Below are 21,691 nucleotides of genomic sequence, written 5' to 3'. Positions count from 1 at the left end.
GACGGGGATCCGTGACCCGAAGGAGAGACCCGATGGTGGACGCGCGCGCCGGCAAGCCCGCCGAGCAGAGCGACCTGGTCGACGTGCCCGGCCTCGTCACCGCCTACTACAGCCTGCGGCCCGACCCGTCCGAGCCCGCGCAGCGCGTCGCGTTCGGCACCTCGGGGCACCGCGGCTCGGCGCTGGACGCGGCGTTCAACGAGGACCACATCCTCGCCACCACCCAGGCCATCTGCGAGTACCGCGCCGGGCAGGGCGTCACCGGGCCGCTGTTCCTCGGCGCCGACACGCACGCCCTGTCGGCGCCCGCGACCGCGTCGGCGCTGGAGGTGCTCGCCGCCAACGACGTCGCCTTCCTCATCGACGCCCGCGACGGGTTCACGCCCACCCCGGCCGTCTCGCACGCGATCCTCACCCACAACCGGAACCGCGACGCGGGTCGTAACACGGGGCGCGCCGACGGCATCGTCGTCACCCCCTCGCACAACCCGCCGCGCGACGGCGGCTTCAAGTACAACCCGCCGGACGGCGGCCCCGCCGGCACCGACGCGACCGGCTGGATCCAGGACCGCGCCAACGAGATCATCAAGGGCGGGCTGAAGGACGTGCGCCGCGTCCCCTACGCCCGCGCGCTCGCCGCCGCCGGCCGCTACGACTTCCTCGGCGCCTACGTGGACGACCTGCCGGCCGTCGTCGACCTCGACGCGATCCGCTCGGCGGGCGTGCGGATCGGCGCCGACCCGCTCGGCGGCGCGAGCGTCGCCTACTGGGCCGAGATCGCCGACCGGCACGCCCTCAACATCACCGTCGTCAACCCGGCCACCGACCCGACCTGGCGGTTCATGGCGCTGGACTGGGACGGCAAGATCCGGATGGACTGCTCGTCGCCGTACGCGATGGCCTCGCTCATCGACCGGCGCACCGAGTACGACATCGCCACCGGCAACGACGCCGACTCCGACCGGCACGGCGTCGTCACCCCCGACGCCGGGCTGATGAACCCCAACCACTTCCTGTCCGCCGCCATCGCCTACCTGTACGAGCACCGCGCGGACTGGCCGGCGGGCGCCGCGGTCGGCAAGACGCTGGTGTCCAGCGCGATGATCGACCGGGTGGCGGCCGGGCTCGGCCGCCGGCTGCTGGAGGTCCCGGTCGGTTTCAAGTGGTTCGTCCCCGGGCTGCTCGACGGCTCGGTCGCCTTCGGCGGCGAGGAGAGCGCGGGCGCCTCGTTCCTGCGCCGCGACGGCGGCGCCTGGACGACCGACAAGGATGGCATCATCCTCGCCCTGCTCGCCTCGGAGATCACCGCCGTGACAGGGGAGACCCCCTCCCAGCGCTATGCACATCTCACCGAAAAGTACGGCGACCCCGCCTACGCCCGCGTGGACGCGCCCGCCACGCCCGACGAGAAGGCCGTCCTGAAGGGGCTGTCGGCGGACCAGGTGACCGCCGACGCCCTCGCCGGGGAGCCCATCACCGGCGTCCTGACCAGGGCGCCCGGCAACGACGCCCCCATCGGCGGCCTCAAGGTGACCACGGAGTCGGCCTGGTTCGCGGCCCGGCCGTCCGGCACCGAGGACGTCTACAAGATCTACGCCGAGTCGTTCCGGGGCCCCGACCACCTGGCGGCCGTGCAGGAGGAGGCCCGCGCCCTGGTCGCCGACGCGCTGGCGTGACGAACGGTGACAGCGACCTGTAACGGTGCGGATGGCACACGCCGGGCGTCCGGCACGATATGAATGTCGGGTGCTGGACGGCCGGCGCCGCCTCGCCGCGGAACGGCCCTGCCGGGATGTGTCATGACGGATTCCGACGGTTAGCCGCGCGCTCACCGGGGAAACCACTGTCTCGACAGGGGTGGGTCGAATGGACAGCGAGCAGCTTCACGGCGGGCGGGAACTGGGACGCTACGGATCGTCCGCGGCGGACCGGTTGCAGATCACCGGCGGCACGGACGCCGGCCGCGTCCGCGTGGCGCTGACCGGCGAGCTCGACGACGAGACCGCCGTCCTGCTCACCGCCTGGCTCGCGGCCGCGGTCCCCGCGGCCCGCGCCGGCGCGGTCGTGCTGGACCTGTCCGGCGTCACCTTCTGCGACTCCATGGGGCTGCGCGCCATCATCCTCGTCTGGAAGCGGCTGCACGGCGCGGGCGGCTCGCTCACGGCGGTCGGCATGGCCGGCCAGGTCCGCGACCTGCTCGACCGCACCGGCCTCGCCGGCCACATCACCGCCGACCACCAAAGCGGCGCGGGCCTGACCGCCGCGTCCTGACCGCCGCCCCGGCGCCCGCCCGGCACCGGTCGGACGCGAAACGTCCTCGCGGTCCCGGCGCCGCGGCGCCGTCCTCTTGTCCCAGGTGGCCATCGTGCGACTCGGGTCTACAGTGGACAGGAGGGCGTACCGGGGGACGCGCCGAGATCCGAAGCACGATCCGAAGCACGAGCCGAGCATGAGGAGAGGTGAGGTCCGGTCCCGGCCGGACGTATGTGGACGGTCCGCTGAGGCATCCGCGCGAGGTCGCCCGCGAACGCGGCGGCGACCTGCTTGACGCCGCCCCGTACCCGATGCTGGTGGCCGACGCCGCCGGCGTGATCCGCCACGCCAACGACGCGGCGCGCCTGCTGTTCGCCGCCGCGGCCCCCGGGGTCGCGCTGGCCGATGCCGCGCCGCCCTGGCTCGCCCGCGCCCACGCGCGCGGGACGGAGGGCGTGGACGGCGCGGCCGCCCGCGAGCGCGTCCACGGCACCGTGGGCGAGCGCACCTTCGCCGCGCACCCGGCCGGCCGCGACGGCGGCGACACCGTCTGGTGGCTCGTCGACGACACCGACCAGCGGCGCCTCAGCGAGGCGCTGCGGATCGAGCGGAGCCGCACCGAGTTCCTGTCGGAGGCGTCCACCGAGCTGCTGTCGTCGCTGAACCTCGACCGCTGCATGGAGGTCACCGCGCGGCTCGCCGCCCGGCACCTCGCCGACGCCGCCCTCGTCATCGTCCCGCCGGTCGGCCGCCGCCACCCGGTCGCCTACTGCGGCCCGGACGGCGCGATCGTCCGCGAGGAGCTCGCCGTCGAGCCCGCGGACGTGCCCGGCCTCGCCGAGGCGCTCCAGGGGTTCCCGCCGATGCCCTCGCGCTGGATCGACCCGGCCACGGCGCCCGGCTGGCTCGCCCGCGAGGGTCTCGGCGACCTCGGCTCGCTCGTCGTCACCTCGCTGCCCGGCCACGGCGTCCCGGCCGGCGCCCTGGTGCTGCTGCGCCGCTCGGACGGGCGGTCGTTCTCCGAGGGCGAGGAGGTCTTCGCCCGGCTGTTCGCCGCCCGCGCCGGCGCCGCGATGTCGGCGGCGCGGCTCTACGCCGAGCAGTCGCAGGTCACCGAGATGCTCATGCGCGAGCTGCTGCCGCCGCAGGTGCACCACCTGGAGGGCGTGGAGCTCGCCGCGCGCTACCGGCCGTCGGGCGACGGCGAGCGCGTCGGCGGCGACTTCTACGACGTGCACCCCGGCGCGAGCGGCGAGGAGTCCCTGGTCGTCCTCGGCGACGTGTGCGGCAAGGGCCTGGAGGCGGCCGTCCTCACCGGCAAGATCCGCACCACGCTGCAGGCGCTGCTGCCCATGGCGGGCGATCACCGGCGCGTCCTGGAGCTGCTGAACGGCGTGCTGCTCGGCGGCGACCAGACCCGCTTCGTCACCCTCGTGCTGGCCTCGGTGCGCCGCGCCGGCGGCCGCGTCCGCATCCGGCTGACCGGCGCCGGGCACCCGCCGCCGCTGGTGGTGCGGGCGGACGGCACGGTCGAGCGGGTGATCTCCAAGGGCACCCTGATCGGCGCGCTGGACGAGATCGTCTGCAACCCCGTGGAGGTCGCGCTCGACCCGGGCGAGACGTGCCTGCTCTACACCGACGGCATCACCGAGGCCAAGGGCGGCCCGCTCGGCGGCGAGCTGTTCGGCGAGGAGCGGCTGCGGCGCGAGCTCGCCGACTGCGCGGGGATGCCGCCCGAGGCGCTCGCCGAGCGCGTGCAGATGCTCGCCGCCGAATGGGTCGGCGGGGGGTACCACGACGACATGGCCGTCGTCGCCGTCAGCGCGCCCCGCGGCGCGCACCTCAGCGCCGTCGGCGGCCACGGACCGGGGAGGTTCACCCAGTGACGTCCGCCGAGCTGGCACCGTGGATCGACAAGTTGTGGGAGGCCGCGTCCCGGGGCGACGAGTACGCCGCCGTGGACAGCGCGATCGGGCTGCTGGACGGCGGCACCGACCCCGAGGCGCTGCTGCTGGACGTGATCGCGCCCGTGCAGGGCCGGGTCGGGCGCGAGTGGGCCGCGAACCGGATCAGCGTGGCGCAGGAGCACACCGCCACCGCGATCAACGAGCGGGTCATCGCGGCGACCGCGCACCACCCGGCCGTCCGGGCGGCGGTCGCGGCCGCCGAGCCCGCCGGGCACGTCGCGGTCGCCTGCATCGACGGCGAGTGGCACGCGCTGCCCGCGCGGCTGCTCGCCGAGGTGCTGCGGCTCCGCGGCTGGCGGGTCGACTACCTCGGCGCGCAGGTCCCCACCGAGCACCTGATCACCCACCTGCACCGGTACGGCCCGCAGGCGGTCGCGCTGTCCAGCTCCATCGCGACGCGGCTGCCCACCGCGCACGCCGCCATCACCGCCTGCCAGGCCACCGGGACGCCCGTCATCGCGGGCGGCGCCGCGTTCGGCCCGGACGGCCGCTACGCGTTCAAGCTCGGCGCGGACGCCTGGGCCCCCGACGCCCGCGCCGCGTCCGAGCGGCTGCTGGGCGAACCCCTGGAGCACCCGGCCGCGCCGCACCAGCCGATCGACGACCTGCCGCACCTGGGCGACCAGGAGTACACCCTGATCGCCCGGTCGGCGCGGCAGCTCGTCCGCGAGGTGATGGCCGGCCTGGCCGACCGGTTCCCCGCGATGGCCGACTACACGCCCGAGCAGCGCCGGCACACCGCCGAGGACGTCGCGCACATCGTGGACTTCCTCGGCGTGGCGCTCTACGTCGACGACTCCGCGCTGTTCACGGGCTTCATGGGCTGGACGGGCGGTATCCTCACCGCGCGCGGGGTGCCCGCCCGCAGCCTGCTGCCGGCGCTGGACCTGCTCGGCGAGCGGCTGGACGACTTCCCGCGCGCGGCCCGCCTCATCGGCGACGCCCACGCCATGCTGGCGGGCGCCGACCCGGGCTGGTTCGCGCGGATGGGAGAATCGCCCCACCACGCGTCCAATGTCCATTTCCCCGGCCCCGGAAAGACCGCATGACCGCTGCACACCCCGGACCGCTGACCCTGGTCCCGGTCACCGTCGACGAGCGCACCCTGCGGGTCGAGCTGAGCGGCGACCTGGACTTCGTGACCGCCGACGGCCTGCTGGACGGCGTGACCCGCCTGCTGCGCGAGCGGCCCGGCCTCACCGACCTGCGCCTGGACTGCGGCGGCCTCGCCGGCTGCGACTCCGCCGGCCTCGCGGTCCTGCTCACCCTGCGCCGCCGCGCCGCCCGCGCCCGCGTCCGCCTGCACCTGGACGCCCGCCCGGCGGCCCTGGACCGCCTGCTCGACGTCACCGGGACGCTGGAGCACCTCGCCGGGGCGCCGCCGGAGGCCGCCGACGCCGACCCCGCGCGGAACGGCCGCCCGTAGCGACGGGCCGCGGCGCCGACGTTTGAATCCCGCCGGGCGGGCATCCCCGAGGTATGTCGCGCACCACGCTTCCCCTGCTCGCCGCGGCCGCGCTCGGACTGACCGTCCTCGTGCTCGTCCCGACGTGGCGGCCGCTCGTCGTCGGCCTGTTCTTCGTGACGGCGGGCCTCGCCTACGTCAACACCCTCCGCGAGCCGGCCCGCCGGCCGGCCGATCCCGCCGCCGAACCGGCCGAGGCCGAGTCGCCCGCGCAGGCGTAGCGGCGCCCGCGGCCGCGCTGGCCGCAACTGGACGATCTCGGTGGCGGCATCCCGGCGGGAAGCGGGAAAGCGCAGGCCGGAGGCCGTGGCGGCGCGACCGGCGGCCGAGCGGGAAACGATCATGTAGGGCTAGCGTGGCCGCACCATGATCGACTCTCCCCGGGAGCGCACCGTGCGAACCTCGACCCTGCTCGTCCCGGCGGCCGTCGCCGCCTTCGCCGTCCCCCTGCTGCTCGCGGCGCCCGCCGAGGCGGCGAGCTGGAGCGGCCGGAGCGGCGCCGCCCACGAGACCTGCACGAGCGCGCGCACCTACAGCAAGGTCACCTACACCACCTGCCTCCAGTACAACAGCGCCTACAGCAAGGTCCGCGTCGTCACCCGGGTCTCGACCAAGGCCAAGCGGAAGGTGGCGGCCGCGGTCTACCTGAAGGTGCCCGGCCGGTCGCACAACCTGAGCGCGCCGACCTGCTCGGCGACGCTCGCGTCCGGCGCGGGCAAGCAGTGCGACTCGGCGTGGCTGAACGCCAACCGCGTCGTGCAGAACGGCACCGGCACCGTCACGATCTCCGGGCACCGCGTCGCGGGCATGGTCGTGCGCGGCACCCACCTGTCGGCCAAGAAGCAGGAGAACTCGGCGAAGTACTGCGGCCCGGCCACCGTCCAGGCGGCACTGCGGACGATCAAGGGTTCGGCGCCGACCCAGGACACCCTGGCGAACAAGAGCAACCTGCACACCAACCAGCTCGGGTTCACCAACCCCGGCTACCTCGACAACGTGCTGAACAGGTACAAGCCGTCCGGCACGGCCAAGTACCACGTGTACGACTTCGCGCCGGTCGGGCAGTCCAGCGAGCTGGCGTTCCGGCAGATCCACCGCTCGATCACCGCCGGCAACCCCGTCGTCTACCTGGTGGACCCGTCCAAGCTGCCCTGGTCGAGCAACCCGACCGGCACCAAGGTGCGCCACTACATCCTGCTGCACGGCTTCGCCGCCACCCGCACCTCGACCGACACGAACCTGAACGGCGGCCTCGTCGTCGGCCGCTTCACCGCCTGGGACCCGGCGCGCGGCGGTGACCACAACATCACCGTCCCGCAGCTCATCCACGCCTCGACGGCGTCCCAGTACATCGACGACGACATGGTCTTCGCCGCCAAGTGACCGGCGCCCGCCGCCGCGCTAGCCGGCGCGGCGGCGGGACAGGGCGGCGTCGAGCAGCAGGAACCCGGCCCAGGGCAGCAGCCCGGCGGCGAGGCCGCCGAGGATCCCGGCGAGGAGCAGCGCGCGGCGCGCGTCCTCCTCGCCCTGGAGGCGGACGACGGCCACCCGCTGTTCGAGGGCGGAGCCCATCGCCTTCGACCGCCACGCGATCCCGGTCGCCGAGACCGTGCTCGGCGCCGCGGGCGTCCAGCCGGCGCTCTCGACGCGGGTGCCGAGCGGCAGCGGCGCGACGCCGATCGTGACCGACGCGTCGAGGAGATCGATTCCGCCGCCGGCCCTGACGAGGTCCAGAGGGGCGTCGCGCCGGGCTAGGCGGGTGAAGGCGCGCCAGTCGGCCGCCGTGGACACGCCGATCGCGGGGGTGGCGACGGCCGCCCGGAACCCGGACACGTTCGCCGAGCTCCGTCGCGCGATCCACGACAGGGCGACGTTCGCCCTGGTCCCGGTTCCGCCGGCCGGGCACGCCCGCACGGGCGTCAGTCCCCTCCTCGGCTCGACCGTCCGGGAGGTCGCGGCCGTGACGGCCCGGACGCCGTGGTGCTCGGGGGCGGTGACGTCGTCGAAGCCGAGGAAGAGCGTCTCGCAGCTCTTCACCGCCCGCTTCCTCGTCACCGTCAGCGTGACATCCATCCTGGTCAGCACGTCCGACGCGCGCTCGGGGAAGTCCGCCTCGCCGGGGAAGGCGTCCGGCGCGGGGGAGAAGGGGGAGACGGTCAGCCGGACGTCCAGCGGCAGGTCGGGTGCCACCACGCCCAGTCGCCCGCCCGCTCCGGGGTTCGGCATCGGCGGCGCGGCGTCCTCGTACCGCTGGTGCGCGATCAGTGCGCAGCTCGTGCCCAGGGCGGCGAGGACGAGGCCGACGAGGATGCGCGGGACCGTCCCGCCGGCGCGCCGGGGCGGGGCGGGCGGGGCCGGCGCGCGCTGCGGCGCCGCCTGGACCAGCCGGTAGCGGGGCGGCGGCGGGCGGTCGGCGTCCGCCTGCGGCGGCGCGTCCGGCGTGCGGCGCAGGGCGCGGGCGAGGCCGGCCAGCAGGGCCAGGCCGGAGATGAGGATCAGCAAGCGCCGCACGGGTCCCCTCGGCGGTCGAGAACGGTCCGGTCCGCGCGGCGGGCGGGCCGCGCTGGTCGATCTTGTCAGGGATTCGGGCTGATCGTCCCGGAAAGTCGTGACCCTGACATCCGTGTGAGGGTCTAGCGTCCGGTCCATGGCGGACGGAACGCCCTCGCGGCAAGCGACGATCATCCACGGCTACGGCGCGACTCCCGGCGACCACTGGTTCGGGTGGCTCGCCGCCCGGCTCGGCGAGGCGGGCGTCCGGACGGCCGTCCCGGCGCTGCCCGACCCGCTCGCCCCCGATCCCGCCCGGTGGGCCAAGGCGGTGGACGCGGCGGTCGGCGTCCCCGGCGAGGGCGCGATCGTCGTCGCGCACAGCCTCGGCTGCCTGGCGGTGCTGCGGCACCTGCGCTCGCTCCGGGAGCCCTGGCGGCTGGACGCCCTCGTGCTGGTCGCCGGGTTCACCGACCGGCTGCCCGCCCTGCCGGAGCTGGACTCCTTCATCGGCGACGGCTGCGACGTCACCGACCTCGCGGACCGCGTGGACCGCCTCGCGGTGCTGCGGTCCGACGCGGACGCGGCCGTGCCGACCGCCCTCACCGACCGGCTCGCCGAACGGCTCGGCGTCGCCGCGCGGATCGTCCCCGGGGCGGGCCACTTCCTCGCCGACGAGGGCGTGACGCAACTCCCCGAGGCCCTGGCCGCCGCCCTCGGCTGACCCGCCCGGGGACATGTTCTTGATCACACCGGCCCCACCGGGCCCACTCCCCGCCCCCCGCCGAACGATGACCACCCGGTCGTCGCCCGTCGAGATGCGGCGTGTTGGCCACTTCGGATCTCCGAAGTGGCCAACACGCCGCATCTCAACCAGAGGTGACCGGGCGGTCGCTTGGCGGCGGGAGCGCCCCGTCCGGCCGGCCAAGGCGGCGACCACCTGGTCATTCGTCGTTGAGATGCGGCGTGTTGGCCTTTGGGGGCGCTCCCAAAGGCCAACACACCGCATCTCAACAGGAGGTGGCCGGGTGGTCATGGCGGGGGGTGCCCGTGTGCGGTTGGGGGTGCTCGAGGCGAGGACGGGGCGGAGGCGGGGCGGGGGCCGGGAGGGGTCTTCCGGTGTGCAATCTCTACTCTTCTAGTCGGGAAAGTGTATTTTGTGATCACCGGCGTGCGCCCCCTCACGGGGCGACCGCCCCCGCCGCCCCGTCACCCCCGCGGAGTCCCCTTGCGCATCACCGTCTCGCCCCGTGCCGCCCTGGCGCGCGCCGCCGTCGCCGGCGGCGTGCTCGCCGCGGCCCTGTCGGCCGCCCCGCCCGCCTCCGCCGCGAGCCCCTACGAGCCGCTGCCGCCCCGCAACCCTTACGCCGGTCCCGCCGGGACCGCCACCATGCACGGCGACACCGGCTCGTCCGACGCCACCCCGATCGCCGGCCCGACGTCCGCGTCGCTGACCTCGCACCGCGCCGCGCTCGCGTCGGCGTGCCCGACGGTCCTCGCGGGCTCCGACGGGTACCCCGTCGCGCTCTGCACCGAGATCTTCGGGCAGGCGCCGACCGTGCACCTGCTCGACCCGGCCACCGGCGACTCGGTCGCCGAGCTCGGCCTCACCAAGGGCTCGCTGCTCGGCGGCGTCTACGCCTACCTCGACAACGCCGACCGGCTCGTCGTCGTGGACGGCACCAAGGACCTGCTGCGCGTCGGCCACCGCAAGAACGCCGCCGGCGCCTGGGAGCTGTACATCGCGAGCCGGCTGCCGCTGGACGCCGCCCTCGGCGACGACTCCGTCGTCGGCCTCTCGCCGGACTGGCAGGGCCGGGTCTGGTTCGCGACCGCGGGCGGCCTCGTCGGCACCGCCGACGACACCGCGGGCGTCGTGAAGACCCTGGCCCTGCCGGCCGGGGAGACGGTCGCCAACAGCATCTCCACCGCGCCCGAGGGCACGGCCGTCACCACCAGCCACGCCACCTACCTGCTGCGCGCCGACGCCGCCGGGACGCCGTCGGTGGTGTGGCGCCAGCCCTACGACCGCGGTCCGGGCCGCAAGCCGGGCCAGCTCAGCTGGGGCTCGGGCTCCACCCCGACGTTCTTCGGGCCGGCGAAGGGCACCGACTACGTCACCATCGTCGACAACGCCGCGCCGACGGTGAACCTGCTAGTGTACGCGACCGGGACGGGGCGGCAGATCTGCAAGATCCCCGTGCTGAAGGCGGGCGGCAGCGGCAGCGAGAACTCGCCCATCGGCGCCGGCAACGCGGTGTTCATCGCCAGCACCTACGGCTACCCGTACCCGAAGCTGCCCGACGGCGCGGGCGACAGCGTCCCGGCGTCCGCCGACTTCATCGGCGGCCTGTCGCGGGTGAACGTCACCGCCTCCGGCTGCACCCTGGCCTGGGACAACACCGTCCGGTCGGCGGCCGTCCCGCGCCTGTCGACGGCCGACGGGCTGCTGCGCACCGTCGTCCGCAAGCCGGTCATCCCCGGCACCACCGCGTCGTCGATCCTGGACACCTACGTCTACACCGAGATCGACCCGGCGACCGGCGCGACCGTCCGCACCAAGAGCCTCGGCACCGGGTTCGTCTACGACACGCTGCAGATGGTCGGCACGATCACGCCGGGCGTCGTCTACCAGGGCACCGAGACGGGCGTCCTCCGCATCGCCAACGGCTGACCCGCCGCTCAGGCGAAGTAGTGCCCGGCGTCCAGGTCCTCGATGAGGCCGGGGCGCTCGGGCCGCCAGCCGAGCAGCTCGGCGGTGAGCGCGGCGGAGGCGGGCTGGTCGATCGCGAGGAGGGCGCCGAGGAAGCCGAGCTCCTCGGCGGGAACGGGCGCCACCGGCACGTCCAGGCGGCGCCCGATCGCGGCGGCGATGGCGTCGCCCCGCACGCCCTCGTCGCCGACGGCGTGCAGGGACGAGCCCGCCGGGGCCTCCTCGACGGCGAGGCGGAACAGGCGCGCGGCGTCGGCGACGTGGACGGCGGGCCAGCGGTTGGCGCCGTCGCCGACGTAGCCGGCGACGCCGGTCTCGCGGGCGATGCCGACGAGCTGGGCGACGAAGCCGTGGCGGTCGCCCTCGCCGTGCACCGACCGGGGCAGCCGGACGGCGGACGCGCGGACGCCGCGGTCCGCGAAGGCGAGGGCCGCGCGGGCGTTGGCGATCCGGCCCGCGGCGGGGCCGCCGGTGGCCGGGTCGTCCCGCTCGGTCGCGACCTGGCCCGGGACGGCGGGCGTCCCCGAGGCGATGACCAGCGGCTTGCCGGTGCCCTCCAGGACGGCGCCGAGCGTCTCGACGGCGCGCCGCTCGGCCTCGATCGCCGCGTCGAAGCGGGTGAAGTCGTGGATGAAGGCCAGGTGGACGACGCCGTCGGCGCCCTCGGCCCCGGCCCGCAGCACGTCCGCGTCCTGGAAGTCGCCGCGGAGCACCTCGGCGCCGAGGGCGGTGACGGCGGCGGCCGAGGCGTCCGAGCGGGCGAGGCCGACGACCTCGTGGCCCGCGCCGGCGAGCTCGGGGACGACGGCCGAACCGATCCAGCCGGACGCGCCGGTGACGAAGATGCGCATGGGAGACCCCCTGAGGTGTGGACCGCCCCGTGACGGGACTTTGTCCCATCACTCTACCTCGCGATGGGACTTGGTCGCATCACTAGACTGCTCGGCATGGGCCGATGGGAACCGAACGCTCGCGAACGCCTGGAACGGGCGGCGCTCGACCTGTTCGTCGAGCACGGGTACGACGCCACGACGGTGGCGGCGATCGCCGAGCGCGCCGGGCTGACCAAGAGCACCTTCTTCCGGCACTTCGCCGACAAGCGCGAGGTGCTGTTCGGCGCGCCGGACCTGCTGGCGGACCTGCTCGCCGGGGCGATCGCGGCCGCCCCGCCGCCCGCGCCGCCCGCCGCCTGCCTCGCGGCGGCGCTGGACGCCGCCGCGGCGGCGTCCTTCACCGCCGAGCGGCGCGGGCTGGCCCGGCAGCGGCGCGCGGTGGTCGCCTCCAGCAGCGAGCTGCGGGAGCGCGAGCTGCTGAAGCTCTCGCGCGTCGCCGCCGCGATGGCCGCCGCGTTCCGCGCGCGCGGCACCGGCGACACGACCGCGCGCCTCGCCGCCGAGATCGGCGTCCTGGCCTTCGGCCTCGCCTTCGAGTCCTGGACCGAGGAGGGGAACGCGCGGCCCTTCACCGACATCGCGCACGAGACGCTCCGCGACCTCCAGGCGTCCGCGGCGGCCCTCGGCGCCTGACCGCCCGCCCGCGCTCAGCCGAGCAGCGCCGCGAGGCGCCCGGCCTGGCGCTCGGCGGTCCCGGGCGGGTTGCGCGCGCCCGGCGCGCCGTCGGCGGCCAGCATGAGCAACCAGACGAACGCGAGCAGCCTCCGGCACGCGCACAGCCGGACGCCCTCGGCCGCCGTCAGGTCGCAATGCCCGAGGAACGCGGCCACCTCCAGGGGGTGCTCGACCCAGGCGGCCGCATGCTCGGTGATCTCGGCCAGCTCGAAGGCGCGGTCGCTGCGCCCGGACTCCTCGAAGTCGACGACGCGGACGCGCGTCCCGTCCCACAGGTAGTTGGCGAGGTTGCCGTCCCCGGGGCCGAAGGCGGGCGCGGCGTCCGCGTCCAGGTCCGCGCCGTCCAGCCACGCGAGCCCCGCGTCGACGGCCCCGGCCACCTCGCCGGAGACGCGGGGACGGACGTGCGGGACGGCCCGCGTCCGGATCCAGGCGGCGAGCTCCGCCGGACGGCCCGGCCGCTCCGGAACGTCCGCGAGGACGTTCGGCGGCACCGCCGCGTGCACCTGCCGCACGGCCGTCGCGAGCGCCGCGACCTGCCGTGCGTCCAGCGGTCGGCCGCGCAGCGGGACGCCGGGCAGGCGGGACATCACGATCAGCGGGCGCGCGGCGCCGGCGTCCAGCTCCAGGGGTTCGGGCGCGAGGCCCGGCGCGTGGGCGGCGAGGAGTGTCAGGGCGCGCCATTCGCGTTCGCACCGGTCGCGGTCCCCCTCCGGGAACCGTTTCGTGACCGTGTGCGGTCCCGTCTCGATCGCATTTTTCATGACCTGCACCCCCAAAAGGCGTGTACGGCACTACCGTCGGCGGATGCCCTCATCACGGACCGGCGAGCACGCGGGCTTCCACCCCGATGTTCCCAACGAGGCGCGCATCCTCGACTACCTGCGCGGCGGCAAGGACAACTTCGCCGTGGACCGCGCGGCCGCCGAGCAGGCCCTGCGGATCGCGCCCGACCTGCGGCTGGCCGTGGGGTACGCGCGCCGGTTCCAGCGCCGCGCGGTGGAGGCGATGGTCGCTGAGGGCGTCCGGCGGTTCCTCGACGTGGGCTGCGGGCTGCCCACCCAGGGCAGCACCCACGAGATCCTCCAGGAGATCGCGCCCGGGTACCGGCTGGTCTGCGTCGACAACGACCCGGTCGTGGCGGCGCACGCGGCGTCGGAGTTCGGCCTCGACGGGCCGTCGCGCATCCTGCTCGCCGACGCCCGCGACCCCGACGCGCTGATGGACGACCCCGCCGTCGCCCCGGTCCTCGAACCGGGGGAGCCGGTCGGGCTCGTCCTGCACGCCACCCTCGCCGTCATCCCCGAGGACGACGTGGCCGACCGCATCGTGCAGGGGCTGCTGGCCCGGGTGCCCGCCGGGAGCCTGCTGCTGCTGTCGCACGCCATCAGCGACCCCGCCCCCGAGACGACCGCCCGGCTCGCGGACCTCTACCAGGACAACGGGACCGTCCGGGGCGCCACCACCCGCGCCAACCTGCGGACCGCCGCCGAGGTGGCGGAGCTGATGCGCGGCGTGGACCTGCTGCCGCCCGGCCTGGTCCCGGTGCACCGGTGGCGCCCCGACGACGGCGGGGCCGCCCCCGACCCGCAGTCGACCTGGGCCGTCGGCGGCATCGGCCGCAAACCCTGACAGGCGCCGCGCTCCTCGTCAGTAGAACTGGGACAGGCAGAACTCGTGGCCCTCCGGGTCCTCCATCACCACGACCACGCCCTCGTCGTAGTCGTGCCGCTCGCCGGTGGGGCGGCCGCCCAGCGCGACGACCTGGGCGATCCCGGCGTCGATGTCGTCGACCAGGACGTCCAGGTGCAGGCGGACCTTGCCCTCCTTGGGCGTCGCCACCGGCTGGAAGACCAGCCGGGGCTGCGGGTCGTCGTGGCGGCCGAGGTAGACCCAGCCGGGCCGGGTCGGGCCCGGCTCGCGGTCCAGCAGGGCGCTCCAGAACGCCGCCACCCGCTCCACGTCGACGCAGTCGACGGTCACGCCGATCCAGCGATTGGCCATCGGCTCAGCCCTCCCGGACGGTGCCGGAGGCGGCCCGGCGGACGCGCAGCGCGGCGAGCCGGTCGGCCGCGGCGGCGGGGGTGATCCGCTCGGCGCGGGCCAGGCGGAAGACCTCGCGGAGCGTCGCGGCGATGCCGTCGACGCGCTCGGCCGACCGCTCCGGCGGCTCGCGGCGCAGCTCGACGCCGGTCGCGTGGACGACGCCGCCCGCGCTCACCACGACGTCCGGCGCCCAGAGGACGCCCCGGTCCGCGAGGAGGTCGGCGGTGCCCGGCGCGTCGAGCTGGTTGTTGGCCGGACCGGCGACGGCGGCGCAGCGCAGCAGCGGCACCGTGCGGGGCGTCAGCAGGCCGCCGAGCGCGGCGGGCACCAGGACGTCGACGGGCGCGGCGAGGGCGTCGCCCGGGTCCGCCCAGGTCGCGCCGAGCTCCGCGGCGAGGCCGCGGGCGGCGGGGGCGACGTCGGTCACCGTCAGCCGCGCGCCGGCCTCGCGCAGCAGCCGCGCCACCCGCGCGCCGACCGCGCCGAGGCCGATCACCCCGAAGGTCCGGCCGGCGAGGCCGGGGGAGCCGAACGCCTCCTCGACCACCGCGCCGAGCGCGGCCAGGACGCCGCGCGCGGTGTGCGGGGAGGAGTCGCCGCTGCCGCCGTCGGCGGCGGGACGGCAGCACACGTGCGCGGTGCGCTCGCCGATCACGGCCATGTCGGCCGGGCCGCTGCCGACGTCCGGGCCGGTGACGTAGCGGCCGCCGAGCGCCTCGATCGCGTCGCCCACGTCGTGCAGCAGCGCGGCGCGCGCGGCGCCGGCCGGCCGCTCGGGGGTGGGCAGCGCGACGACCGCCTTGCCGCCGCCGTTGTCCAGGCCGGCCAGCGCGTTCTTGACGGTCATCGCCGCCGACAGCCGCAGCGCGTCCGTCACGGGGGCGGCGGGGTCGGGGTAGTGGACGATCCGGCACCCGCCGGCGGCCGGTCCGAGGGCGCTGGAGTGGATCGCGAGGGTGACGGCCAGCCCGCTGCGGCGGCCGCGCACGACCTGCACCAGCTCATGGGTGGGGGCGACGAGTGCTCGCTCAAGTACGGCATCCATGCCGCGAAGCTAGCCGCCGCCACGGCTCTGGAGAACGCTCGCCGAACGAAAAACGGTTCCGGTCCTATCATCCCGGTCATGGACGAACTTGATTCGGCGATCGTGCGGCATCTGCAGCGCGATGCGCGGCAGACCAACCGCGACCTCGCCCGCGCGCTCGGCATCGCCCCGTCGACCTGCCTGGAGCGCGTCCGCGCGCTGCGCGCCCGCGGGGTGATCACCGGCTACCACGCCGCGGTCGACCCGGCCGCGCTGAACCGCCACGTCCAGGCGCTCGTCCACTTCCAGATCCGGCCGCTCAGCCGGCCGGTCATCGAGGGGTTCAAGTCCTACGCCGCCGGGCTGCCCGAGGTCGTCACCGTCTACGTCGTCACCGGCGGCGACGACATGATCGTGCACGTCGCGGTGCCCGGCGTGGACCACCTGCACGGCTTCCTCATGGACAAGTTCACCGGGCGCCGCGAGGTCGTCGGGTTCCGCACCTCGGTGATCTACCAGCACGCGCACAACCGGGTCCTCGACCCTCTCGATCCCTAACGCCGTCCAGAAGGACGGGAACGCTGTAGTTTGTGGGCTGCCGGATGATCTGCGCCAGGGAGGCGGCCATGGCTTCTGACGACTCGGGACCGCTGCCCTCGCAGGGGGCCGCGCCGCCGAACATCGCCCGCGCCTACAACCACCTCCTCGGCGGCAAGGACACCCTGGAGGCCGACCGGCTCCTCGCCGAGCGGATGCTGGAGGCGTGGCCGCGCGCCGCGGACGCCGCGATCGCCAACCGGCGGTTCATCCGCCGCTCGGTCCGCTTCATGGTGGAGCAGGGGGTCGACCAGTTCGTCGACGTCGGCGCCGGCCTGCCGACCGAGAACAACGTGCACCAGGTGGCGCAGGCGCTGAACCCGGACGCGCGGGTCGTCTACGTCGACAACGACCCGGTCGTGGTGAGCCACGGCAACGCCCTGCTGGCCGGCACCGGCACCCGCATGCTCCAGGCCGACATGAGCGAGCCCGCCGCGATCCTGGACGACCCGGCGGTGCGCGAGCTGATCGACTTCGGGCGGCCGGTGGGCGTCCTGTTCGTCGCCTCGCTGCACTTCCTGTCCCCCGAGGAGGACGCGCACGGCGTCGTGGCGGCGTTCCGGGACGCGATGGCGCCCGGCGGTCACCTGGCGATCTCGCACGGCCTGATCAGCGAGGAGATCCGGGAGGCCGTGCAGCGCTACAAGACCGCGACCGACCGCGGGACGCCGCGCACCGAGGCCGAGATCGCCGCGTTCTTCGACGGCTTCACCCTCGTGGAGCCGGGCCTCGTGCCGCTCGGGGAGTGGCAGCGGGAGCCGGCCGAGGTCCCGGAGAACATGGCGGGCCTGCCCATGCTGGCGGGCGTCGGCCGCCGGTAGCCATCACTTCCGCTTCTCGTTCCCATCACAACCATCTGTTGGACTTCTGATGGGGCCCCGGGGCAGGCTTGAAGCCATGGGATACGAGAAAGCGATGCGGCCCGAGGACATCACCCGCCTGTTCGTCGAGCGCTCCAACGCCGGCGACGCCGACGGGGTCGCCGCCCTCTATGCGGAGGACGCGGTGCTGGCCTACCCGCCCGGGAGTCAGACGGTCGGCCGGGAGGCCATCCGCGACCTGTGGGCGAAGGTGCTGGCGAACCGGCCGCGCTTCGAGCAGGAGGAGCCGCTGCCCACGCTGATCAGCGGTGACATCGCGCTCACCTCGACGCCGCCGAGGGACGGCGCCGGGGCCCGCGCGCAGGTCGTCCGGCGCCAGCCCGACGGGAGCTGGCTGCGCGTGCTCGACCAGCCCGAGTTCGTCACCCCCGGCGCCTGAGTCACGGCCGCCGCGCGCGGGCGAAGCCCCAGCCGACGAGCGCCGCGGACAGGGCCGTGAGCGCGAGGCCCCCGACCGTCACGGCGTCCTGGAACTGCGCGGCCTGCCGCGCGGTCCAGGACGGCGCGGCGACGTCGCCCGCGAACAGCGCCGCGAGGACGGTCCCGGCGACCGCGATGCCGGCGCCCGAGGCGACCTGGGTGACGGTGTCGGTGAGAGCCGCGCCGACCGTCGTCCGCTCCTCGGGCAGGCCGCGCAGCACGTTGACGCCCGCCACGACGCCGACGACGCGCATCCCGGCCGCCACGAGGACGAGCGCGACCGCGACCCACCCGTACCCGGACCGCCCGAGCAGGCCGTAGACGCCGAGCCCGCACACGACCGCCGCCGCGCTCAGCCACGCGGCCCGCTCCAGGCCGACCCGCCGCACGAACGGGTCGACGAGCGCGCCGCCCGCGACGAGCACCACGACCTGCGGCAGCATTCCGAGGGCGGCGAGACCGGGCGACCATCCCCAGGCGAGCTGGAGGTGCAGCGTGACCAGGTAGCCGAGGCCCGCGGTCGCCAGCCCGGCCGCGGCCTTGAACGCCAGCCCGCTCGACACCAGGGGACGGGTCACCAGCCCGAGATCGAGCAGCGGATGCCGCGCCGAACGCTCGCGCAGGACGAACAGCACGGCCCCCGCGACGGCCGCCGCCGTCGCCGCCCACGCGCCCCACGACCCCGCGCCCCCGCCGACGAACAGCGTCGGCGCGACGAGCGCGAGGACGATCGTCGCCGTGCCGAGCAGCGCGCCCGCGACGTCCACCGGAGCGCGGTGCAGGCCGGCCGCGTCGTCGGCGGCGATCCCGGACCGCACGCCGGCGAACGCGAGCGCGGCGATCGGCACGTTCACCAGCAGCAGCGCCTGCCACGGCGCGACCGCGAGGACGAAGCCGCCGGCGGTCGGGCCGACCGCGAGCCCGGCCAGGCCGACCGTCGAGATCAGCGTCATCGCGCGGACGCGCAGGCGGTCCTCCTCGAACAGCCGGAAGGCCAGCGCCATCGACCCCGGCGTGGTCATCGCGGCCGCGACCCCCATGACCGCCCGCACCGCGATGAGCTGCCCCACCGAGGCGACGAGCGCGGTCGCCAGGCTCGCCGCGCCGAGCAGGACGAGCCCGGCGAGCATGACGCGCCGCCGCCCGAACCGGTCGGCGACCGCGCCGAAGGCGAGCATGAGCCCGCCGAACACGACGGTGTAGGCGCCGGTCGCCCACTGGAGGGCGGTCGTGGAGGCGTGCAGGTCGCGGCCGATCGTGGGCAGCGCGACGGTGAGGATCGAGGTGTCGAGCATCTCGAACAGGAACACGGCGGACAGCCCGGCGAGGGCCGGCCACGCTTCCCGCAGCGAGCGCGGCGGGGCCTGGGTCATGAGCATGGAGAACTCCCTCGGGGTGGCGAGAATGGCGGTGGTCCGTCCCGGGGACGGCACCACTAGGTTATGTCACTAAGTTTAGTCGCACAACACAGAGGGGGTCCGATGGCCAGGACCGACGCGCGGGGCGGGCCGCGGACGCGGGCGAGGATCGCCGAGATCGCCGCGGGCCTGTTCCACGAGCGCGGCTTCGACGCGGTGACCGTCGCCGAGGTCGCCCGCGCGGCCGGGGTGTCGAGCGTGACGGTGTTCAAGCACTTCCCGCGCAAGGAGGACCTTTTCCTGGACCGCTCGGCCGACGCCGCCGGCCTGCTGCGCGCGGCGGTCCGCGACCGGGCGCCGGGCACCGACGCGCTGGACGCCCTGCACGCCGCCGCCCGGCGCCTCCTCGACGAGCGCCACCCGCTCTCGGGCCTCAACGACCGGTCCGTCCCCTTCTTCCGGACCGTCGCGGGCTCGCCCGCCCTCCTCGCCCGCGCCCGGGAGATCGCCGCCGAGCTCCAGGCCGTTCTCGCCGGGGAGCTGGACCGCGACCCGGCCTTCGACGGCGACGCGACGCTGCTTGCCGCCTTCTTCATCGCCGGCTACGGCGCCGTCCTGGTGGAGACCGCGCGCCGCCTCGTCGCCGGCGACCCCCGGGACGCCGTCCTCGCCGACCACCGCGCCCGCTTCGACCGCCTCTTCACCGCCCTCCGCACCGGCGTCGCGCCCGCGCCAAACGATCGTTGATACAGATCGATCGAATGAAAAGAATGACTTGGACTCATGGATAGAAGCGGGCCGATCATGGGTCCATGACGCGCACCTCCGCCCCTCCGAACGCCCCCGCCGTCGCACCGCGCGCCCCGCGGGCGGCCCTGCCGGTGATGACGCTGGCGGCCGGCCTGTCCGTCGCCGGGAACTACTTCGCGCAGCCGCTGCTCGGCGTCCTGCGCGCGGAGCTGCACATGTCGGCCACCGTCGCGGGCCTGGTCGTGGCGGTCTTCCAGATCGGCTACGCCCTCGGGCTGGCGCTCCTTGTCCCGCTCGGCGACCGCTACCCGCGCCGCGACCTCGCGGCGGCGCTGCTCGCCGCCACCGGCGTGCTGCTGGCCCTGGCCGGCCTCGCCCCCAACGGGCCGCTGCTGCTCGCGGCGACCGGGCTCGTCGCCGTCACCTCGGTCGGCGCCCAGGTCCTCGTGCCCTTCGCCGCCGAGATCGGCCCGCCGGAGCGGCGGGCGCGCGACGTCGGCGTCGTGATGGCCGGGGTCCTCGGCGGCGGGCTCGCCGGCCGCGCCTTCTCCGGGGCGGTGGCCGACGTCGCCGGCTGGCGGTCGGTGTACTGGATCACCGCCGCGCTCCTGCTGGCCGTCGCCGTCGCGGTGCTGCGGACGCTGCCGGCGACGGCGGCGGCCGGGACGCGTCCGGGCGCCCTGCTGCGCTCCACCGCCGCGCTGCTCGTGGAGCTGCCGGCGCTGCGCCGCCCCGTCGCCGTCGCCGCGCTGGGCATGGCCGGGTACAGCGCGCACCTGGCCACCCTCACGTTCCTGCTCGACGGCCCGCCCTACCGCTGGAGCGCCTCGACGATCGGCCTGGCCGGCCTCATCGGCGCCGTCGGCCCCCTCTGCATGCCGCTCGCCGGACGCTTCGTGGACGGCGGGCACCCCCGCGCCGTCCTCCTCACCGGCCTGGCGCTCGCCACCGCCTCCTGGGCGGTGCTGCTCCCCGCCCGGGACGGCGGCGCCGGCTGGCTCGCCGCCGGGATCGTCCTGCTCAACATCGGGCAGACGGCCATGCTCAACGCCTCCCAGAACATCAGCTACGAGCTGCGGCCCGAGGCGCGCGGCCGGATCAACGCCGTGTTCATGACGCTGTTCTTCGCGGGCGGCGCCGCCGGCGGCGTGCTCGCGCCGCTCGCCTGGTCGGCCGGCGGCTGGGGCGGCGTGTGCGGCCTGGCGGCGGCCCTGACGGGCCTCGCCCTGCTCGCCGCCCTCCGCCCCTACCGGGCCTGAGCGTCCGCGTCGGGGATGCCGAGCAGGGCCAGGAACGCCCGCGCGGCCGGGGTGCAGCCCGCCCGGCTCCACACCACGTACTCGACGCGGGCCGACGCGTCGGTGATCTCGATGGTGGCGAGCCCGGACAGCCGGGGGACGTAGCTGGCGGGCAGCAGCCCCACCCCGAGGCCCTCGGCGATCAGCCGGGCCATGAACTCCGCGCTCGTCACCTCGAAGGCGACGCTGCGGTGCACGCCCGCGGCGGCGAACGCCTGGTCGGACTGGACGCGGCCCGCCGTCCCCTCCGGCAGGTCCACGAACGCCTCGGCGGCCAACCGGCTGAGGGCGATCGACGTCTCTCCCGCGAGGGGGTGGTCGGGCGGCACCGCCGCGACGAGCCGGTCCCGGGCGAGCTCGCGCACGTGCACGCCGGTGGGCCGGGCGGTCGCCGGCAGCCCGAGGAAGGCCGCCTCGACCACCCCCTCCCGCACCTGCTCGACGAGCTCGTCGCTGCCGCCCACCCGCAGGCTGATGCGGACCTCGGGGTGGCGCCGGCGGAAGTCGCGGAGCACGGCCGGGACGTCGACTGCCGCGACGGTCGGGATCAGCCCGACCGCGAGCCGCCCGCGCACCTCGCCGACGGCGGCGGCGACGTCGGCGGCGGCCCGCTCGGCCGCGTCCAGGCACTGGCGCGCCGCGACGAGGAACGCCTCGCCCGCGGGAGTCACCCGCACCCGCCGGCTGGTCCGGTCGAACAGCTTGGCCCCGAGCTCCCGCTCCAGCCGGGCGATCTGGTGGCTGAGCGCGGACTGCACGACGAGGCACCGCTCGGCGGCCCGGGTGAAGTTCCCGGTATCGGCGACGGCGACGGCGTACCGGATCTGCTTCAGCTCCATCGGACGATGATCCCGCACGATC

The 21,691-nt window shown here is 75.6% G+C and carries 23 protein-coding genes; 16 read left to right on the top strand and 7 right to left on the bottom strand.

The features are described 5' to 3' along the window. The first annotated feature begins 32 nt into the window (after window positions 1-32). The 7 genes from pgm to K1Y72_RS37160 all read left to right on the top strand — a co-directional run bounded on the left by pgm (window position 33) and on the right by K1Y72_RS37160 (window position 7,068). Window positions 33-1,676, top strand: a complete 1,644-nt coding sequence (gene pgm, locus K1Y72_RS15520; protein ID WP_220167035.1) for a phosphoglucomutase (alpha-D-glucose-1,6-bisphosphate-dependent) — start codon at window positions 33-35, stop codon at window positions 1,674-1,676. Between the two features lie 190 nt (window positions 1,677-1,866). Next, window positions 1,867-2,271, top strand: coding sequence for an STAS domain-containing protein (locus tag K1Y72_RS15515; RefSeq protein WP_220167034.1), 405 nt, complete (start codon window positions 1,867-1,869; stop codon window positions 2,269-2,271). Window positions 2,272-2,459: 188 nt separating this feature from the next. Next, on the top strand, window positions 2,460-4,139 hold the full coding sequence (locus K1Y72_RS15510; protein ID WP_308287097.1) for a PP2C family protein-serine/threonine phosphatase: 1,680 nt from the start codon (window positions 2,460-2,462) through the stop codon (window positions 4,137-4,139). After that, complete coding sequence (locus K1Y72_RS15505; protein WP_308287096.1) at window positions 4,136-5,269, top strand: cobalamin B12-binding domain-containing protein; 1,134 nt, start codon at window positions 4,136-4,138, stop codon at window positions 5,267-5,269. The genes K1Y72_RS15510 and K1Y72_RS15505 overlap by 4 nt, the downstream gene beginning before the upstream one ends. Further along, a complete protein-coding gene (locus tag K1Y72_RS15500) occupies window positions 5,266-5,646 on the top strand; it encodes an STAS domain-containing protein (protein ID WP_220167032.1) in 381 nt (126 codons plus the stop codon). Before K1Y72_RS15505 ends, K1Y72_RS15500 begins: the two co-directional genes overlap by 4 nt. Window positions 5,647-5,699: 53 nt before the next feature. Beyond that, window positions 5,700-5,906 (top strand): hypothetical protein, encoded by a 207-nt coding sequence (locus tag K1Y72_RS15495; protein WP_220167031.1) that lies wholly within the window; start codon window positions 5,700-5,702, stop codon window positions 5,904-5,906. A 172-nt stretch (window positions 5,907-6,078) separates the two neighbouring features. Beyond that, window positions 6,079-7,068, top strand: a complete 990-nt coding sequence (locus K1Y72_RS37160) for a C39 family peptidase (RefSeq protein ID WP_220167030.1) — start codon at window positions 6,079-6,081, stop codon at window positions 7,066-7,068. An 18-nt stretch (window positions 7,069-7,086) separates the two neighbouring features. Here the strand turns inward: K1Y72_RS37160 and K1Y72_RS15485 are convergent, their stop codons facing one another. Continuing rightward, complete coding sequence (locus K1Y72_RS15485; RefSeq protein WP_220167029.1) at window positions 7,087-8,196, bottom strand: hypothetical protein; 1,110 nt, start codon at window positions 8,194-8,196, stop codon at window positions 7,087-7,089. A 136-nt stretch (window positions 8,197-8,332) separates the two neighbouring features. On the opposite strand from K1Y72_RS15485, the gene K1Y72_RS15480 reads away from it, so the two are divergent. Next, entirely contained in the window at window positions 8,333-8,899 is a 567-nt protein-coding gene (locus K1Y72_RS15480; RefSeq protein ID WP_220167028.1) for an RBBP9/YdeN family alpha/beta hydrolase, read from the top strand. Window positions 8,900-9,403: 504 nt separating this feature from the next. Further along, a complete protein-coding gene (locus K1Y72_RS15475; RefSeq protein WP_220167027.1) occupies window positions 9,404-10,849 on the top strand; it encodes a hypothetical protein in 1,446 nt (481 codons plus the stop codon). An 8-nt stretch (window positions 10,850-10,857) separates the two neighbouring features. Here the strand turns inward: K1Y72_RS15475 and K1Y72_RS15470 are convergent, their stop codons facing one another. Beyond that, window positions 10,858-11,739: an SDR family oxidoreductase gene (locus K1Y72_RS15470; RefSeq protein ID WP_220167026.1), complete on the bottom strand. Its 882-nt coding sequence runs from the start codon at window positions 11,737-11,739 to the stop codon at window positions 10,858-10,860. A 96-nt stretch (window positions 11,740-11,835) separates the two neighbouring features. Between K1Y72_RS15470 and K1Y72_RS15465 the strand changes: the two genes are divergently transcribed. Beyond that, window positions 11,836-12,414, top strand: a complete 579-nt coding sequence (locus K1Y72_RS15465) for a helix-turn-helix domain-containing protein (protein WP_220167025.1) — start codon at window positions 11,836-11,838, stop codon at window positions 12,412-12,414. A 14-nt stretch (window positions 12,415-12,428) separates the two neighbouring features. Here the strand turns inward: K1Y72_RS15465 and K1Y72_RS15460 are convergent, their stop codons facing one another. After that, a complete protein-coding gene (locus tag K1Y72_RS15460; RefSeq protein ID WP_220167024.1) occupies window positions 12,429-13,220 on the bottom strand; it encodes an aminoglycoside phosphotransferase family protein in 792 nt (263 codons plus the stop codon). Between the two features lie 43 nt (window positions 13,221-13,263). Between K1Y72_RS15460 and K1Y72_RS15455 the strand changes: the two genes are divergently transcribed. Then, window positions 13,264-14,088, top strand: a complete 825-nt coding sequence (locus K1Y72_RS15455; RefSeq protein ID WP_220167023.1) for an SAM-dependent methyltransferase — start codon at window positions 13,264-13,266, stop codon at window positions 14,086-14,088. Window positions 14,089-14,106: 18 nt separating this feature from the next. On the opposite strand, the gene K1Y72_RS15450 is transcribed toward K1Y72_RS15455, so the two are convergent. Then, window positions 14,107-14,460 (bottom strand): VOC family protein, encoded by a 354-nt coding sequence (locus K1Y72_RS15450; RefSeq protein WP_220167022.1) that lies wholly within the window; start codon window positions 14,458-14,460, stop codon window positions 14,107-14,109. Between the two features lie 4 nt (window positions 14,461-14,464). Next, window positions 14,465-15,547: a Glu/Leu/Phe/Val dehydrogenase dimerization domain-containing protein gene (locus K1Y72_RS15445; RefSeq protein ID WP_220167021.1), complete on the bottom strand. Its 1,083-nt coding sequence runs from the start codon at window positions 15,545-15,547 to the stop codon at window positions 14,465-14,467. Between the two features lie 78 nt (window positions 15,548-15,625). Between K1Y72_RS15445 and K1Y72_RS15440 the strand changes: the two genes are divergently transcribed. From K1Y72_RS15440 to K1Y72_RS15430, 3 genes are all read left to right on the top strand, one after another. Next, a complete protein-coding gene (locus K1Y72_RS15440; protein WP_220167020.1) occupies window positions 15,626-16,084 on the top strand; it encodes an Lrp/AsnC family transcriptional regulator in 459 nt (152 codons plus the stop codon). A gap of 68 nt (window positions 16,085-16,152) precedes the next feature. Further along, window positions 16,153-16,944: an SAM-dependent methyltransferase gene (locus K1Y72_RS15435; protein WP_220167019.1), complete on the top strand. Its 792-nt coding sequence runs from the start codon at window positions 16,153-16,155 to the stop codon at window positions 16,942-16,944. Window positions 16,945-17,020: 76 nt separating this feature from the next. Next, on the top strand, window positions 17,021-17,383 hold the full coding sequence (locus K1Y72_RS15430; RefSeq protein WP_220167018.1) for a YybH family protein: 363 nt from the start codon (window positions 17,021-17,023) through the stop codon (window positions 17,381-17,383). 1 nt (window position 17,384) lies between these two features. Here the strand turns inward: K1Y72_RS15430 and K1Y72_RS15425 are convergent, their stop codons facing one another. Next, window positions 17,385-18,803 carry an MFS transporter gene (locus tag K1Y72_RS15425; protein ID WP_258572499.1) on the bottom strand — a complete coding sequence of 473 codons (1,419 nt, stop codon included), beginning with the start codon at window positions 18,801-18,803 and terminating at the stop codon, window positions 17,385-17,387. Window positions 18,804-18,905: 102 nt separating this feature from the next. On the opposite strand from K1Y72_RS15425, the gene K1Y72_RS15420 reads away from it, so the two are divergent. Together K1Y72_RS15420 and K1Y72_RS15415 are read left to right on the top strand one after the other, a co-directional pair. Continuing rightward, window positions 18,906-19,529, top strand: a complete 624-nt coding sequence (locus tag K1Y72_RS15420; protein WP_220167017.1) for a TetR/AcrR family transcriptional regulator — start codon at window positions 18,906-18,908, stop codon at window positions 19,527-19,529. Between the two features lie 65 nt (window positions 19,530-19,594). Continuing rightward, entirely contained in the window at window positions 19,595-20,791 is a 1,197-nt protein-coding gene (locus tag K1Y72_RS15415) for an MFS transporter (protein ID WP_220167016.1), read from the top strand. Here the strand turns inward: K1Y72_RS15415 and K1Y72_RS15410 are convergent. Further along, window positions 20,779-21,669 (bottom strand): LysR family transcriptional regulator, encoded by an 891-nt coding sequence (locus K1Y72_RS15410; protein ID WP_220167015.1) that lies wholly within the window; start codon window positions 21,667-21,669, stop codon window positions 20,779-20,781. The two genes, K1Y72_RS15415 and K1Y72_RS15410, sit on opposite strands and share 13 nt — an antisense overlap. Window positions 21,670-21,691 lie beyond the last annotated feature (22 nt).

The organism is Actinomadura parmotrematis, assembly GCF_019458805.1.
GTDB lineage: Bacteria > Actinomycetota > Actinomycetes > Streptosporangiales > Streptosporangiaceae > Spirillospora > Spirillospora parmotrematis.
This window is presented reverse-complemented; position numbering and strand designations above follow the sequence as displayed.